The organism is Nitrospirillum goiasense (assembly GCF_034427435.1).
In the GTDB taxonomy this organism is placed as follows: domain Bacteria; phylum Pseudomonadota; class Alphaproteobacteria; order Azospirillales; family Azospirillaceae; genus Nitrospirillum.
Window position 1 is genome coordinate 223,436 of the sequence record NZ_JAXQNP010000002.1, and the last position, 14,589, is coordinate 238,024.

13 protein-coding genes, 1 pseudogene and 1 riboswitch are annotated in these 14,589 nt (G+C 67.5%); of the genes and pseudogenes, 7 read left to right on the top strand and 7 right to left on the bottom strand.

All coding sequences use genetic code 11. The annotated features are described in order from the left end of the window. The first annotated feature begins 4 nt into the window (after positions 1–4). The 4 genes from ULB03_RS03385 (at position 5) to ULB03_RS03400 (ending at position 4,864) form a co-directional block, all read left to right on the top strand. Positions 5–394, top strand: coding sequence for an SUF system Fe-S cluster assembly protein (locus tag ULB03_RS03385; protein ID WP_322481888.1), 390 nt, complete (start codon positions 5–7; stop codon positions 392–394). Between the two features lie 15 nt (positions 395–409). Further along, positions 410–757 carry a HesB/IscA family protein gene (locus ULB03_RS03390; protein ID WP_145735712.1) on the top strand — a complete coding sequence of 116 codons (348 nt, stop codon included), beginning with the start codon at positions 410–412 and terminating at the stop codon, positions 755–757. Positions 758–1,145: 388 nt separating this feature from the next. Beyond that, entirely contained in the window at positions 1,146–2,843 is a 1,698-nt protein-coding gene (locus ULB03_RS03395) for a methyl-accepting chemotaxis protein (RefSeq protein ID WP_322481889.1), read from the top strand. 329 nt (positions 2,844–3,172) lie between these two features. After that, a complete protein-coding gene (locus ULB03_RS03400) occupies positions 3,173–4,864 on the top strand; it encodes a methyl-accepting chemotaxis protein (RefSeq protein WP_322481890.1) in 1,692 nt (563 codons plus the stop codon). Between the two features lie 149 nt (positions 4,865–5,013). Here the strand turns inward: ULB03_RS03400 and ULB03_RS03405 are convergent, their stop codons facing one another. The 5 genes from ULB03_RS03405 to ULB03_RS03425 all read right to left on the bottom strand — a co-directional run bounded on the left by ULB03_RS03405 (position 5,014) and on the right by ULB03_RS03425 (position 9,075). Continuing rightward, complete coding sequence (locus ULB03_RS03405; protein ID WP_322481891.1) at positions 5,014–5,589, bottom strand: hypothetical protein; 576 nt, start codon at positions 5,587–5,589, stop codon at positions 5,014–5,016. Positions 5,590–5,614: 25 nt separating this feature from the next. Continuing rightward, complete coding sequence (locus ULB03_RS03410; protein ID WP_322481892.1) at positions 5,615–6,202, bottom strand: hypothetical protein; 588 nt, start codon at positions 6,200–6,202, stop codon at positions 5,615–5,617. Between the two features lie 146 nt (positions 6,203–6,348). Continuing rightward, positions 6,349–7,440, bottom strand: coding sequence for a threonine aldolase family protein (locus tag ULB03_RS03415; RefSeq protein ID WP_322481893.1), 1,092 nt, complete (start codon positions 7,438–7,440; stop codon positions 6,349–6,351). A 56-nt stretch (positions 7,441–7,496) separates the two neighbouring features. Next, positions 7,497–7,604: riboswitch (SAM-I-IV-variant riboswitch) on the bottom strand. Positions 7,605–7,684: 80 nt separating this feature from the next. Then, positions 7,685–8,455, bottom strand: coding sequence for a hypothetical protein (locus ULB03_RS03420; protein WP_322481894.1), 771 nt, complete (start codon positions 8,453–8,455; stop codon positions 7,685–7,687). Then, a complete protein-coding gene (locus tag ULB03_RS03425) occupies positions 8,455–9,075 on the bottom strand; it encodes a hypothetical protein (RefSeq protein ID WP_322481895.1) in 621 nt (206 codons plus the stop codon). The genes ULB03_RS03420 and ULB03_RS03425 overlap by 1 nt, the downstream gene beginning before the upstream one ends. 224 nt (positions 9,076–9,299) lie before the next feature. Here ULB03_RS03425 and pepN point away from each other — a divergent pair. From pepN to ULB03_RS03440, 3 genes and pseudogenes are all read left to right on the top strand, one after another. Beyond that, positions 9,300–11,060 (top strand): annotated as a pseudogene (pepN, locus tag ULB03_RS03430) (aminopeptidase N); the annotation flags it as partial. Further along, positions 11,054–11,977, top strand: coding sequence for an aminopeptidase N C-terminal domain-containing protein (locus ULB03_RS03435; protein ID WP_322481896.1), 924 nt, complete (start codon positions 11,054–11,056; stop codon positions 11,975–11,977). The pseudogene pepN and the gene ULB03_RS03435, both read left to right, overlap by 7 nt. A gap of 197 nt (positions 11,978–12,174) precedes the next feature. Beyond that, positions 12,175–12,627 carry a hypothetical protein gene (locus ULB03_RS03440; RefSeq protein WP_322481897.1) on the top strand — a complete coding sequence of 151 codons (453 nt, stop codon included), beginning with the start codon at positions 12,175–12,177 and terminating at the stop codon, positions 12,625–12,627. A 59-nt stretch (positions 12,628–12,686) separates the two neighbouring features. Here ULB03_RS03440 and ULB03_RS03445 read toward each other — a convergent pair whose 3' ends face one another. Further along, positions 12,687–13,307 (bottom strand): YajG family lipoprotein, encoded by a 621-nt coding sequence (locus tag ULB03_RS03445; RefSeq protein ID WP_322481898.1) that lies wholly within the window; start codon positions 13,305–13,307, stop codon positions 12,687–12,689. A 254-nt stretch (positions 13,308–13,561) separates the two neighbouring features. Then, the gene (locus tag ULB03_RS03450; RefSeq protein ID WP_322481899.1) at positions 13,562–14,452 is read right to left on the bottom strand and encodes a universal stress protein; all 891 of its coding nucleotides are present in this window, start codon (positions 14,450–14,452) and stop codon (positions 13,562–13,564) included. Between the last annotated feature and the right edge of the window lie 137 nt (positions 14,453–14,589).

Genomic DNA, 14,589 nt, shown 5'->3' on the forward strand with positions numbered 1-14,589 from the left:
CGAGATGTCTGCCACGGAACGGCCCATCGCGCCGGATGTGACCCTGCAGGCGCCGGCCACCATCCCGGACGAGGACAAGCTGCCCCCCGACGCGCCCCTGGCGGACCGCGTGACGGAGGCGTTGAAGACCGTCTACGATCCCGAGATCCCGGTGAACATCTATGAGCTGGGCCTGATCTACCGCTGCGATATCGACGCGGACGGCCAGGTCGAGATCGACATGACCCTGACCGCCCCGGGCTGCCCCGTGGCCGGGGAGATGCCGGGCCAGGTGCAGGGCGTCGTCGCCTCCGTCGACGGGGTCAAGGACGTGACCGTGAACCTGGTGTGGGAACCGGCCTGGAACCCCAGCCTGATGTCCGACGAGGCGCGCGTCGCCCTCAACATGTTCTGACGTGTGGAGAGAATCATGAGCCGCATGGAACGCCCTAAAGCGATGAGCCTGACCGATGCCGCCGCCGCGCGGGTGAAGGAGATCATGGCCCAGCGGGAAACGCCGGCCGTGGGCTTGCGTGTCGGCGTGAAGGCGCGCGGCTGCTCCGGCCTCAGCTATTTCGTCGAGTATGCCGACGCCAAGAAGCCGTTCGAGGAGGTGGTGGAGGAAAAGGGCGTGACCCTGCTGCTGGACCCGGCCTCCACCATGTTCCTGCTGGGCACGGAGATGGATTACAAGGAGGACAAGTTCCAGTCGGGCTTCGTCTTCACCAATCCCAATGAAAAGGGCCGCTGCGGCTGCGGCGAAAGCTTCACGGTCTAATACCGGCGGTGCATCGTTGAGTTCGGCGCCAAGGGCGCGGTGGGTTTCCCCTGCCGCGCCCTTCGTCATTTCCGGAAAATCGATACGATGCGTAGGGAAGTCTGGCCTTAATTAAGTTCATTTTACGAATTGCCCCGACAGCACGTTGATTATCGCTCTCATTCCGAAGTGATGGATCACTGTCCTATCCTTTAGGCGTGCTTCTATATTGAGATATTCGCGGTGAGTGTTTGTTTGGCGAGGAAATACCGCGCTCTATACGAAAGATATCGACCGGCACCATCCCCATTACTTCGCATCGGCAGGCGCCATTAATCCCCTGTTAAGCGGATCGCGGCAATGTGACGCAGTCCGGATGCCCTATCCGCCGCTTGATTTGGAGAGACCGATGATCCGCTGGTTCGCCAACCTGAAACTGATCGTGAAGCTGGCCATTCCCCTGGCCTTGATCGCCGCCGTGGCCGTCAGCATCGTCGTCATGGCCAACCGCGGCCTGAACCAGCTGAACGACGCCGTCAATCATGTCATCGAGGTCGACGCCGTGCGCCAGGCGCTGGCGCTGGAAACGCAGGGCATGCTGAACGCCGGCACCGTCGACGCCAAAAACATGATCCTGGTGGACAGCGAGGCCGACCGCGCCAAGTTCGAGAAGCTCTACCGCGACAAGGTCGCCCAGGCTCAGGGCAACATCGACAAGCTGATCAGCCTGGCCGATACGCCGGAGCGGCGCGCCGTCAACCAGAACCTGAAGCAGCTGCTGGACGCCTACATCGCCGCCAACGAACCCTCCATCGAGGCCGCGCGGCGCAATGAGGACGCCCTGTCCTCCAAGATTTCCATGGGCGCCGCCCGCGACGCCCGCGTCGCCATGATGGACGCCCTGCAGAAGCGCGTGGAGGTCAACCAGGCCGCCATGGACAAGGCCAAGGTCGACACCGACGTTCTGACCGATAACGTCGGCACCATGCTGATGACCCTGGCCGTGGCCGGCCTGGTCGCCAGCTTAGGCCTGATGGGCGCCATCGTCATCTTCCTGACCGTCCGGCCCATCAGCCGCGTCACCGGCGCCATGAGCGCCATCGCCGACGGCCAGTTGGAGACCGAGGTGCACGGCGCCGACCGCAAGGATGAGGTGGGCGCCCTGGCCCAGGCCCTGCTGATCTTCAAGGACAACGCCCTGGCCGTCCGCCGGCTGGAGGCCGAGCAGACCGCGGCCAAGGCCCGCGCCGAGGCGGAGAAGCGCCAGTCCATGGAACGCCTGGCCAACGATTTCGAGCGCACCGTCATGGGCGTGGTCAACGGCGTCACCTCCTCCGCCGCCGAGATGCAGCAGGCCGCCCAGAGCCTGTCCGCCACCGCCGAGCAGACCACCCGCCAGGTCACCTCCGCCGCCGGCGCGGTGGAAGAGGCCTCGCAAAGCGTCCACACCGTGGCCGCCGCCGCCGAGCAGCTGACCGCCTCCATCAACGAGATCGGTCAGCAGGTCACCCGCTCCACCGCCATCGCCGGCGAGGCGGTCGAGGAGGCCAGCCGCACCCAGGCCAAGGTCGAATTCCTGGTCCAGGCCGCCAACCGCATCGGTGAGGTCATGACCCTGATCTCCACCATCGCCGGGCAGACCAACCTGCTGGCCCTGAACGCCACCATCGAGGCGGCGCGGGCCGGTGACGCCGGCAAGGGCTTCGCCGTCGTGGCGTCGGAGGTCAAAAGCCTGGCCAACCAGACCGCCAAGGCGACCGAGGAAATCTCCGCCCAGATTTCCGCCATCCAGTCCGCCACCGGCGACGCCGCCACCTCCATCACCAGCATCGCCAGCACCATCGTCCGGATCAACGAGATCGCCAGCACCATCGCCTCCGCCGTGGAGGAGCAAGGGGCCGCCACCCGCGAGATCGCCAGCAACGTCCAGCAGGCCGCCGTCGGCACCACGGAGATCGCCTCCAACATCTCCGGCGTCACCGAGGCCGCGACCCACACCGGGGGCGCCGCCACCCAGATGCTGGGCACCGCCGGCCGCCTGTCCACCGACGCCGGCGACCTCCGCACCCAGGTCAATAGCTTCCTCTCCGTCCTCCGCGCCGCTTGACGGCAGCGTTACCCAAACCTGCGACAGGGGCCCGGCCGGAAACGGCCGGGCCTTTGTCTTTTCACCGCACAATGGACAAGAGGAAAGGGCACACCAAGCCATCGGGCCGATAACGAAATTCAATGACAGCCGCTTTGGAACAGACCCAGGCGTCGAACAGCATTAGGGCACCGCGCGAATAGCCCCAAGAACACTCGGTCTATACGAAAGATCAGGTTACTCAGGGTGACCCGATACTTGGGGATAGGGGACAGCGTTAAGCATCCGTTAAGGGCGCTGCGACAGGATGTCGCATCACCAATGCATCGCACACTGCCCTGGAGCCCCCGATGATCCGCTGGTTCGCCAACCTGAAACTGATCGTGAAGCTGGCCATTCCGCTGCTTCTGATCGCGGTGGTGGCCGTGTCCATCGTCATGATGGCCAGCAGGGGCCTGAACGATCTGAACGACGCCACCAATCATGTCATCGAGGTCGATGCCACCCGCCAGGTGCTGGCGTTGGAGGCGCAAAGCGCGCTCAACGCCGCCACCGTCAGCAGCAAGAACATGATCCTGGTCGAAGACCAGATGGCGAAGTTTGACGAGGACTACAAGGCACGGCTGGCCAAGGCGCAGGCCAATATCAAAAGGCTGATCGACCTGGCGGACACGCCGGAACGGCGCGCCATCAATGAGAAACTGCAGCAGTTGATGGACGCCTACGTCGCCGCCAACGAACCCTCCATGGAAGCCGCGCGGCGCAATGACGATGCCACCGCCACCAAGATCTCCATGGGCATCGCCCGCGACGCCCGCATCGCCTTGATGGACGCCCTGCAACAACGGGTGGAGGCCAACCAAGTCGCCATGGACAAGGCCAAGGTCGACACCGACGTGCTGACCGATACCGTCAGCAACACCCTGACCCTGCTGGCCGCCGCCGGACTGATCGCCAGCTTCGGCCTGATGGCGGCCATCGTCATCTTCATGACCGTCCGGCCCATCGGGCGGGTGACCGGCGCCATGAGCGCCATCGCCGATGGCCAGTTGGAGACCGAGGTGCACGGCGCCGACCGCAAGGATGAGGTGGGCGCCCTGGCCCAGGCCCTGCTGATCTTCAAGGACAACGCCCTGGCCGTCCGCCGGCTGGAGACCGAGCAGACCGCGGCCAAGGCCCGTGTCGAGGCGGAGAAGCGCCAGTCCATGGAACGCCTGGCCAATGATTTCGAGCGCACCGTCATGGGCGTGGTCAACGGCGTCACCACCTCCGCCGCCGAGATGCAGCAGGCCGCCCAGAGCCTGTCCGCCACCGCCGAGCAGACCACCCGCCAGGTCACCTCCGCCGCCGGCGCGGTGGAAGAGGCATCGCAAAGCGTCCACACCGTGGCCGCCGCCGCCGAGCAGCTGACCGCCTCCATCAATGAGATCGGCCAGCAGGTCACCCGCTCCACCACCATCGCCGGCGAGGCGGTGGAGGAAGCCGGCCGCACCCAGGCCAAGGTCGAATTCCTGGTCCAGGCCGCCAACCGCATCGGTGAGGTCATGACCCTGATCTCCACCATCGCCGGGCAGACCAACCTGCTGGCCCTGAACGCCACCATCGAGGCGGCGCGGGCCGGTGACGCCGGCAAGGGCTTCGCCGTCGTGGCGTCGGAGGTCAAAAGCCTGGCCAACCAGACCGCCAAGGCGACCGAGGAAATCTCCGCCCAGATTTCCGCCATCCAGTCCGCCACCGGCGATGCCGCCACCTCCATCACCAGCATCACCGGCACCATCACCCGCATTAACGAGATCGCCAGCGCCATCGCCTCCGCCGTGGAAGAACAGGGCGCCGCCACCCGCGAGATCGCCAGCAACGTCCAGCAGGCCGCCGTCGGCACCACGGAGATCGCCTCCAACATCTCCGGCGTCACCGAGGCCGCGACCCACACCGGCGGCGCCGCCACCCAGATGCTGGGCACCGCCGGGCGCCTATCCACCGACGCCGGCGACCTGCGCACCCAGGTCAACAGCTTCCTCTCCGTCCTCCGCGCCGCTTGATCGCAGGCGCCCCCACGCCTGCGACAGGGGCCCGGTGGCGGACGACAGCTCACGGGACTCGGTATGAAGCAACGCCCGGCGGTTCCATCGCCGGGCGTTTTTCATGGCGCCGGCGTCGGCCGGAACCTTGGACGGGATGGGGGCCTCCCTTACGCGGGGTTGGCGACACCCAAATTGGTGACGGCCATGTCCAGTTCCTCCAGATCGATGGGGGCCACGTCGATCACCACGTAGGAGGAGGCGGGGAAGCGGGCCATGAGCCGGTTGCGGAAATCGCGCGGCCCCGCGGCATAGCCATGGACGACGCGTGCACCGCCCTTGGCGCCGCCGCCGACGCCGGCCACCAGGCTGATGCGCGCCTCGAACAGGGTGTCGCCCGGGGACCAGGCCTGGGAAAAGAGGTTCAGGTGGCGGGGGATGGCCCGCTGCAGGGTGCCGCGCCGCTCCTCCACCTCCTTGGAGCGGGTGGCGATTTCCTCCATCTCGCCGTCCAGCTCCCGCAGGGTGTCGCGCAGCTCCCCCTCCTGCAGGCGGGCCTGGCGCAGCTTGGCCGCGGCGCGGTTACGCTCCTCCACCGCGGCGGTGACGCGCTTCTCGGTCTTGCGGATCTCGGCGATCAGGCGCTTGAGCGACCACGCCATGATGGCGCCGCCTATGGCCACGGCGCCGACATGGGTGGGGTTGGGGTTGGCATAAGCCTCGGCCAGCGCGTCCATCAAACCCATGGGGAAATCCTCCTCGGTCGGCGGCTCAGACGGGCACGGGGGCGCCGCGCGGGGCCAGGCCGCCGGACGGCGCCGATCCCTGGACCTGGCGCAGGTTGGTGACGGTGAAACCGTCGGCCAGGGCGAATTCATTTTCCAGCGCCGTGCGGGCCTCCATCTCCGTCCGGGCCCAGACGCGCGCGCGGTGAAGATGGCGCCACAACGGGCAGATGGTCTCCATGCCGGCGACCACGCCGTTGGTCAGGGCGCTGTTGGCGATGTCGGCGGAATAGAGCGCCATTCCGAGGGCGGAGGGCGGGCCCAAATCGTGCCAGACCTCGACCCGCCGCCGCTCGAACTCCTCGCATTCCTTTTCCAGGCGCTGCAGCGCGCTGGTATCGCGGAAGCGCTGCGCGATGCGCTGGTCGCGCATCCGGGTGGTGTCGCGGTTCGCGGCCACCAGCTTCTCCGCCGTGCGTTGGATTTGCTGGATCTCCTGCTTCACCTTGGCGTGACGGGCCAACAGCTCATACACGTCGCTGATCACCAGGCGCAGCAATTCCATCAACAGCACGCCGGCCAGGATGGCGCCCACGATGGCTAGGATCACCAGATCCGGTTTGTCGATATGCACCAGGCCCCCAGCTGCTGATGGAATGGATGACGCTATCGCATGGACGTCTCTCTAGGTTTGTACGGTGAATCGCCCATTAACAGGCTCAGAATCAGCGGAATCTTCCGTATAGGGGACGGCCAACGGCAGCCGTCCCCCTATCCCCGTTATGCCGCGGCGACACCGGCGCCGCGCAGGGCCGCCTCGCGGATGTCCGCCACCAGCTGGTCCACCCGCTCGGGCTGGGTGTCCCAGGCGAACATGAAGCGGGCGCCGCCGCCGATGAAGGTGTAGAAGCGCCAGCCGCGCGCCCGCAGGGCATCCAGCACCGCGGCGGGTGCCGTCAGGAACACGGCGTTGGCCTGCACCGGGAACATCGGCGCCACGCCCGGCACATCCGTCAGCCCGGCCGCCAGGCGCCGGGCCCCGGCGTTGGCATGGGCGGCGTTGCGCAGCCAGGCGCCGTTTTCCAACATGCGCACCCAGGGTGCGGACAGGAAGCGCATCTTGGACGCCAGCTGGCCCGCCTGCTTGCAGCGATAATCGAAGTCTTCCGCCAGGGTCCGGTCGAAGAACAGGATGGCCTCGCCCACCGCCATGCCGTTCTTGGTGCCGCCGAAGCACAGCACGTCCACGCCGGCCCGCCAGGTCATGTCCGCCGGGCTGCAGCCCAGGCTGGCGCAGGCGTTGGCGAAGCGGGCGCCATCCATGTGCAGGCGCAGGCCCAGCGCCCGGCAGGTGGCGGAGATGGCGCGGATCTCCTCCAGGCTATAGACCTGCCCCGTTTCCGTGGGCTGGGTGATGGTGACGGCGCGCGGCTTGGGGAAATGGATGTCCGACCGCCCGGTGGCCAGGGCGCGGATGGCGTCCGGCGTCAGCTTGCCGTCCGTCGTCTGCGCCACCAGCAGCTTGGACCCGTTGGAGAAGAACTCCGGCGCGCCGCACTCGTCCGTCTCCACGTGCGCGGAGGCGGAGCAGATGACGCTATGGTAGGACTGACAGAGCGAGGCCAGGGCCAGGGAATTGGCCGCCGTGCCGTTGAAGGCGAAGAAGACGTCGCAAGGCGTGCCGAACAGCTGGCGGAAGGCGTCGGCCGCGCGCGCCGTCCACACATCCTCGCCATAGGCGGCGGCGTGGCCGCTGTTGGCCTCCGCCATGGCGGCCCAGGCCTCCGGACAGACGCCGGAGTAGTTGTCGCTGGCGAACTGCTGCGCCTCGAACTGAGGGGGAACGGTCGCGGTGTGCGTGTCGCTGGTCATGGGCAAGGCCGCCTTCGTGATCACTGGTTTCGATCAAGAGCGAAACGGACACGTGGCAGCTTCCCGTTCATTGCCGGATCGGCCACATCCTTCCCTGGGGGAAGCGCCACCTTGCCGGGTAAGCAGGTTGGCGTTGAGCGTCAGCCCAACTCTTGATGCATGGCCAGAGGGATACCGGCAGACGGCCGCCGGCGCAAGCCCCTTGCAGCGCAACCCGGTGCGGCATTTTCAGGCGGGGTGGGCCTCAGCCACCGATGGCGGGGGCGGGGGTCAGGCCCAGCCCCTGGGCCGCCGGCCGCGCCGCGGCGGGCGGGCGCACCGGCAGGGGGCGCGGCACCGGGGCGGGTGCGGGGTCCTCCACGGGGTCAGCCCCACCGTCCTCCCCCAACAGGTCGGCCAGCGCTTCATCCTCCGCCGGGGGCTGGACGGGGACTGCGGCCGCGGTCTCCCCATCGGCGGCGGGGATGTCATCGCGCAACGAGATGGGCAGGACGACGCTGATGGTGTAGCCGCCCTCCCGCGCCAGGCGATTGGTGACCAGCACGCGGAAATCGGCCTCCGTGGGGGCGTAGCCGTGAACCACCCCGGCCTCCGCCATGCCGCCGCCGCCCCGGCCCATGCCACTCCGGCCCACCTGGCGGGGCGCCACCGCGGCCCGCAGGTGCGCCTCGAACAGCTGGTCGCCCGGCGCCCATTCCAGGGACACGAGGTTCAGCGGACGGGGCACCGTCTGGCGCAGCACCGCCATGCGGGCGCGCACCTCCTCCGTCTGGGCGGCGATCTCGCGCAGCGCGTCCTCGCCCTCCTTCAGGGCCATGGCCAGCTGCTCTTCCTGCTGGCGGGCGACGCGCAGGTCGGCCGCGGCCTCGTTCTTCTCGTCCACCACGGCGGCGATGCGCCGCTCCGTCTCCCGTATCTTGAACAGGATGCGGCGAATGGAAAAGGCCAGGAAGGCGCCGCCCACCGCCAGGATGAGGAAGACCGCGAAGTTCAGGTTGGAATAGGCGCCGGCCATCAGCGCACCACGCGGCGGTGGGGGCGCACCAGGCGGGCCTGCGCCGCCGAGCGCACCCCGGCCGCGGCCTCCGCCACCGCCTTGAAGCCCTGGGCCGCGCGCAGGTTGTTGATGGTGAAGCCGTCCTTGGGACTGAAGGCCAGCAGCAGGCGCGAACGCGCCTGGCGCTCATTGCCCGCCCAGACCCGCGCACGGTGGGTATAGCGCCAGAGGGGGCAGACCTCCTCCGCCCCGGCGGCCGCCCGCTCCATCAGGCTGCGATTGTTCAGATCCGCGAGGTAGAGCTGATCGTCCAGCGTGGCGTCACCCACCTCATGCCAGACGTCCACCCGCCGCCGCTCCAGCTCCTCACACTCCTGCTGCATGCGGTGCAGGATGGTGTTGAGGCGGAAGCGCTCGGCGTTGTTCCGGTCACGGACCATGGCGTTGGCCCGATTCTGCGCCCACAAAGTCTCCGTGGTGCGGCGGGTCTGCTGAATCTCGTACTTGATCCACCGGTATTTCGCCGCCCATTCGTAGATGTCGACGATCACCAGGCGCAAAACCTCAAGCAGTGCCACGGCCGCCAGCACGGCGCCCGCGACCGACAACACCACCAGATCCGACTGTGCGACCTGCACCGGGGCCCCTCTGACCGACCTCTCCCGACTGGTGTCGATGATATCGCCTAAGCCTGTAAGCGGCCCGCGCAAAATACCCGTCTAAGTCATTAGGACAGGCGGCCTGCCCAACCGGAGGGGGTTGCGGCTGCGAAATGCAACGGGGGAAACAGGGTTGGCGGGCCGCGCCCCCCTCCCCTATCCTAGCCGCCACCCATCAGTCCCCCTGAACGGAAGCGCACTCCATGGACAGCCGCCTCGACACGGCCCCGCCGCACGCCATCCACCTTCGCGACTACGCCCCGCCGGTGTGGCTGATCGATACGGTGGACCTGCACGTCGACCTGCGGGAAGACGCGGCGACCGTCCGCTCCACCCTGGCGGTGCGGCGCAATCCGGCCGCGGCCGGCGCCACCGCCGCCCTGGACCTGGACGGGCAGGAGCTGGAGCTGCTGGCCGTGCGGGTGGACAACCGGCTGCTGGGGCCCGACGACTACACCCTGACCCCCGACCGGCTGACACTGGCCGGCCTGCCCGACCAGGCCACGGTGGAGATCATCACCCGCACCCGGCCGCAGGACAACACCGCGCTGGAGGGGCTGTACAAGTCCTCCGGCAACTATTGCACCCAGTGTGAGGCCGAGGGCTTCCGCAAGATCACCTATTTCCTGGACCGTCCGGACGTGATGGCCCGCTACACCACCACCATCGAGGCGGAGCGGGCGCGCTATCCCGTGCTGCTGTCCAACGGCAACCTGACGGCCAGCGGCGACAGCGCGACCGAGGCCGGCCGCCATTGGGCGCGGTGGGAGGATCCCTGGCCCAAGCCCTGCTACCTGTTCGCGCTGGTGGCCGGCGCGCTGGTGCATATCGAGGACCGCTTCACCACCCGCTCCGGCCGCGAGGTGGCCCTGCGCATCTATGTCGAGCCGGGGAACGAGGCCAAGTGCGGCCACGCCATGGAGTCGCTGAAGAAGTCCATGAAATGGGATGAGGATGTCTACGGCCTGGAATACGACCTGGACATCTTCAACATCGTCGCCGTGTCCGACTTCAACATGGGCGCGATGGAGAACAAGAGCCTGAACGTCTTCAACACCAAGTACATCCTGGCCCAGCCGGAGACGGCCACCGATACTGACTTCCTCGGCATCGAGACGGTGGTGGCGCACGAGTACTTCCATAACTGGACGGGCAACCGCGTCACCTGCCGCGACTGGTTCCAGCTGAGCCTGAAGGAAGGCCTGACCGTCTTCCGCGACCAGGAGTTCTCCGCCGACATGAACTCCGCGCCGGTGAAGCGCATCCAGGATGTGCAGCGCCTGCGCCAAGTGCAATTCAACGAGGACGCCGGCCCCACCGCGCATTCCGTGCGGCCGGAAAGCTATATCGAGATCAGCAACTTCTACACGCCCACCGTCTATGAGAAGGGGGCGGAGGTGCTGCGCCTGTATCGCACCCTGCTGGGCCGTGCGGGCTATCGCAAAGGTATCGACCTGTACTTCGCCCGCCATGACGGCCAGGCGGTGACGACCGACGACTTCCTGGCCGCCATGGTGGAGGCCAACGGCCAAAAGCCCACCGACCCGCTGTGGGCGCAGTTCCAGCGCTGGTACACCCAGGCCGGCACGCCCATCGTTTCGGGCGAAGGCCGGCACGATGCCGCCGCCGGCACCTACACCCTGACCCTGCGCCAGACGGTGCCGGCGACGCCCGGCCAGCCCGACAAGGCCCCCCAGGTCATTCCCGTGGCCCTGGGCCTGCTGAGTCCCGACGGCCAGGATTTGCCCCTGACGCTGGAGGGCGAAACCGAGGCCGGCGCCACCACCCGCACCATCGCCCTGACGGAGACGGAGCAGAGCTTCACCTTCGTCGGTGTGCCGCAGGCGCCCGTGCCCTCGCTGCTACGCGGCTTCTCCGCCCCGGTGCGGCTGGATTTCAAACAGGATGACGCGGCGCTCACCTTCCTCATGGCCCACGACAGCGACGCCTTCAACCGGTGGGAGGCGGGGCAGACCCTGGCCACCCGGCTGATCCTGGCCGATGTCGACGCCCGGGCCCAAGGGGGGAGGCCATCGCCCCCCGGGCCTATATCGACGCCATCGCCCAGACCCTGGCGCGGGCGGGGGAGGACCGGGCGTTCGCCGCCCTGGCCCTGGCCTTGCCGACCGAAGGCTATCTGGGCCAGCAACGGGCCATCGTGGACGTGGACGGCATCCACGCCGCCCGGCTGGGCCTGCGCCGCACCCTGGCGCGGGAGCTGAACGGCGCCTTCCGCAAGGCCTATGACGGCAACCGCACGGATGGCGCCTTCACCATCACCCCCGAGGCCATGGGCCGCCGCGCCCTGAAAAACGCGGCGCTGGCCTATCTGATGGCGCTGGACGACGCCCCGGCGCGCGCCCTGTGCCTGGCGCAGTACCAGGGCGCCACCACCATGACCGACGCCATCGCGGCCCTGGCGTTGATCGCCGACAGCGCGATGGACGAGCGCGCCAGCTGCCTGGCCGACTTCGCCGACCGCTGGAAGCATGAGGCGCTGGTGATGGACAAGTGGTTCGCGGTGCAGGCGCTGAGCGACCGCCCCGACACGCTGGACCGGGTGCGCGGCCTGATGGAGCACCCCTCCTTCTCCATCCGCAATCCCAACAAGGTCTATGCCCTGGTGGGCAGCTTCACCGCCAACCCGTCCAAGTTCCACGCCGCCGACGGCAGCGGCTATGCCTTCCTGGCCGACACGGTGCTGACGCTGGACAAGCTGAACCCGCAGGTGGCCAGCCGCATGGTGAAGCCCCTGGCCCGCTGGCGCCCCTATGACGCCGGCCGCCAGGAACACGCCAAGGCGGCGCTGGAGCGCATCGTGGGCACCGCGAGCCTGTCGCGCGATGTCTATGAGATCGTGTCGAAGAGCTTGGCAAGCTAAGGAAAGATGAAACGATGGGAATGCCAACCCGAGTCATGGGGATTTGGCATTCCTATTCATTTCTAAATTCTCTTGCCACCTGATCGTCTATATATTGGAGGAATATTTAATTCCTCCCGATGGCGACCATGGCATTATTAAAACAAAGAGGGCAAACTCGACTCTGCCTTCTCCTCCTATCCGTCGCGACCGGCTGCGTGCCGTTCAGCAGCAGCGAAGCCGTGAAGCCGCTGTCCGCCACGCTGGCGCATGACAGCTATATCTCCGATATCGAGATCAAGGCCCTGCCCCCCGACGCCTCGCCCGAGTTCAAGGCCAAGCTGGAACTGGCCCTGCACACGGAACTGACGAAGTGCGCCAAGGGTAGCCACCCCCTGCGCCTGGAAGCCCGCGTCGCCCGCTTCAGTGGCGAAAACGCGGGGCGCGCCATTTTGCTGGGTGACTCCAACGTCGTACGCGGTTCCGTGCAGTTGTTCGATGCCGCGAACGGTGCTCTCGCCGGTGATTATGACGTCAACCGCTCGGTAGGTGGTGGCGGCGTTCTGGGGGCCATCGGCCTGAGCGGCGCCGAAGGTCAGATGGCACAGGCGTTCGCCAACCAGGTCTGCGAGCAGGCATTCAAGGCCGAAACCAAACCTCAAAGCCACTGAACATGCCCTTGGGGCGACGGACATACATCCGCCGCCCCAGGCACCTTAACTGGCGGCCGTCAGCTGGTGGGGCTGCCAGCAACCGCCGGAGTCGCCACCACCGGCGACGACTTGCCGGTCAGCGTGGCCACGAAAGCGGGGTCGGCGAACATTTTCGCCAAGGCGTCGTTCAGGGCACTGGCGACGGTCTCCGCCGCGTTCGAGCCGTTGGCCATCAAGATGGTCTTCTTGGCCGTACCGGCATAGGTCTGGCTGAAAGCAGGAGCGCCCGCGCCATTCCCCACCGCCACCGTCAAATTGACATCGGCGGTAGCCGTACCGGAAAACACGCCGGCACCATACTGGTTGTAGAATTGGTTGATGGAGACGGTGATCGGCCGGCCGCCGGCCTGCACATGGAAGCCCCGCGCCTCCAATTCCGTCTTGAACGCATCGGTCACGATGGTCGGAACATCCTTATCGGAGCGGATGGCTGCCATTTCGGTACCGAAACCATTAATCTTGGCGGAGATGCGATTGCGGTCGGAGGTGCGGGCATCCACCACGGTCAGGCCCACCGGCTTGGCATCGGCGACAACCTCAGCCTTGGTGGGAACGTACTTCACGGTGGCGACGTCTTCGGACAGCGCACACCCGGCGAGCATGGAAATCGCTATCAGGCCAGCAAACACGCGAATCATCAACTCCCCCCATATCTTTGTGTAGGGCCGCCAACCGGCGCCCTACCTAGCCACTAAGGGGTATGCCAGGCTGGCCAATGCTGGCAATGTCGTTGCGCAATAATGCGTTAATGGTTGGGGGCCCAACACCAGGATACGATGGTAGGGCCTCCCCCTAACGCCCTGTTCCGTCGAACGAAAACATGCGATGCCAGGTCTTGCCGAGGGCCCGGTGCCATCGCCCCTTCCCTGCGACATAACGACGCATCCCATCCTCAGTGCGCCAGCAAGACCGGCAGGGGGGCGTTGTAGAGGACATGGCGGGTGACGCCGCCCAGGATCATCTCCCGCAGGCGGCTGTGGCCATAGCCGCCCAGCACCAGCAGGTCGGCGTTGGCCGCCTTCGCCTCGGCCAACAACAGGGCGCCCACCGAGCGGCCCTCGGCCATGGGCTGGCGCACCTGGGCCTTGACGCCGTGCCAGGCCAGATAGCCGGCCAGGTCGCGGCCGGCGGCACCGTCGGTCTTGTCGGTTTCCACGGCGATGACGGTGACCGCCTCCGCCGTCGTCAGCAGGGGAAGCGCCTGCGCCGCCGCCTGGGCCGACTCGCGGCTGCCGTTCCAGGCGATGACGATGCGGCGCCCCAGGCCGGCGTCGGCGTTGAAGGCCGGCGGCACCACCAGCAGCGGCCGGGCGCTGTCCAGCAGGATGGCCTCCAGCATCAGCAGGGCCTCGCCCCCGGTCGTTTCCGCCACCTGGGCCATGACGCTGAGGTCAGCCAGGCGGGCCTGGACCACGGCGACATCCTCCTGGTTGCCCACCACCTCGCGGAAGTCGCCGGTGACGGGGGCGGCCGCGTCGGGGCTCGCGGCCGCAACGGGACTCTCGGCCAGGGTGGCGCCGGCCTCGGCCAGGACGGCGTCGAAGGTTTGGCGGGCGCGGGTACGGTGGTTGCGCGACTCCTGCTCCACCATGGTCATGATCTCTTCGACCAAGGCGCCCGACACCCCCTCGCCCAGGGCGGGCACGGCCTCGCGCGGGTCGGGGTTGGGCACCAGGCCCAGGACATGGCCGCCGTCGCGCCGGGCCAGGGCAAAGGCCGCCGCCAGGGCCGCACGGTCACCGGCGCCGCCGGTCAGCACGGACAGGATCTTGCGATAGGACATGGGGCCGTTCTCCTGTGGTTGCCGGCGCTCAGGCGGCCGGCACATCGTGGAGAAGCTTCACCGTTCGGGCGGATGCACGCATTGACGTGCCTCAAGCCTGGACCCGCGCCCCCCGCAGCGCAAGCGCCAATGGGAAG

What these genes read in the sequence shown, in the direction of transcription:
- ULB03_RS03445 (WP_322481898.1), bottom strand. Translation starts at nt 13,307, where the DNA reads ATGATTCGCGTGTTTGCTGGCCTGATAGCGATTTCCATGCTCGCCGGG.
- ULB03_RS03420 (WP_322481894.1), bottom strand. Translation starts at nt 8,455, where the DNA reads ATGGCCGGCGCCTATTCCAACCTGAACTTCGCGGTCTTCCTCATCCTG.
- ULB03_RS03390 (WP_145735712.1), top strand. Translation starts at nt 410, where the DNA reads ATGAGCCGCATGGAACGCCCTAAAGCGATGAGCCTGACCGATGCCGCC.
- ULB03_RS03415 (WP_322481893.1), bottom strand. Translation starts at nt 7,440, where the DNA reads ATGACCAGCGACACGCACACCGCGACCGTTCCCCCTCAGTTCGAGGCG.
- ULB03_RS03395 (WP_322481889.1), top strand. Translation starts at nt 1,146, where the DNA reads ATGATCCGCTGGTTCGCCAACCTGAAACTGATCGTGAAGCTGGCCATT.
- ULB03_RS03400 (WP_322481890.1), top strand. Translation starts at nt 3,173, where the DNA reads ATGATCCGCTGGTTCGCCAACCTGAAACTGATCGTGAAGCTGGCCATT.
- ULB03_RS03385 (WP_322481888.1), top strand. Translation starts at nt 5, where the DNA reads ATGTCTGCCACGGAACGGCCCATCGCGCCGGATGTGACCCTGCAGGCG.
- ULB03_RS03405 (WP_322481891.1), bottom strand. Translation starts at nt 5,589, where the DNA reads ATGGGTTTGATGGACGCGCTGGCCGAGGCTTATGCCAACCCCAACCCC.
- ULB03_RS03450 (WP_322481899.1), bottom strand. Translation starts at nt 14,452, where the DNA reads ATGTCCTATCGCAAGATCCTGTCCGTGCTGACCGGCGGCGCCGGTGAC.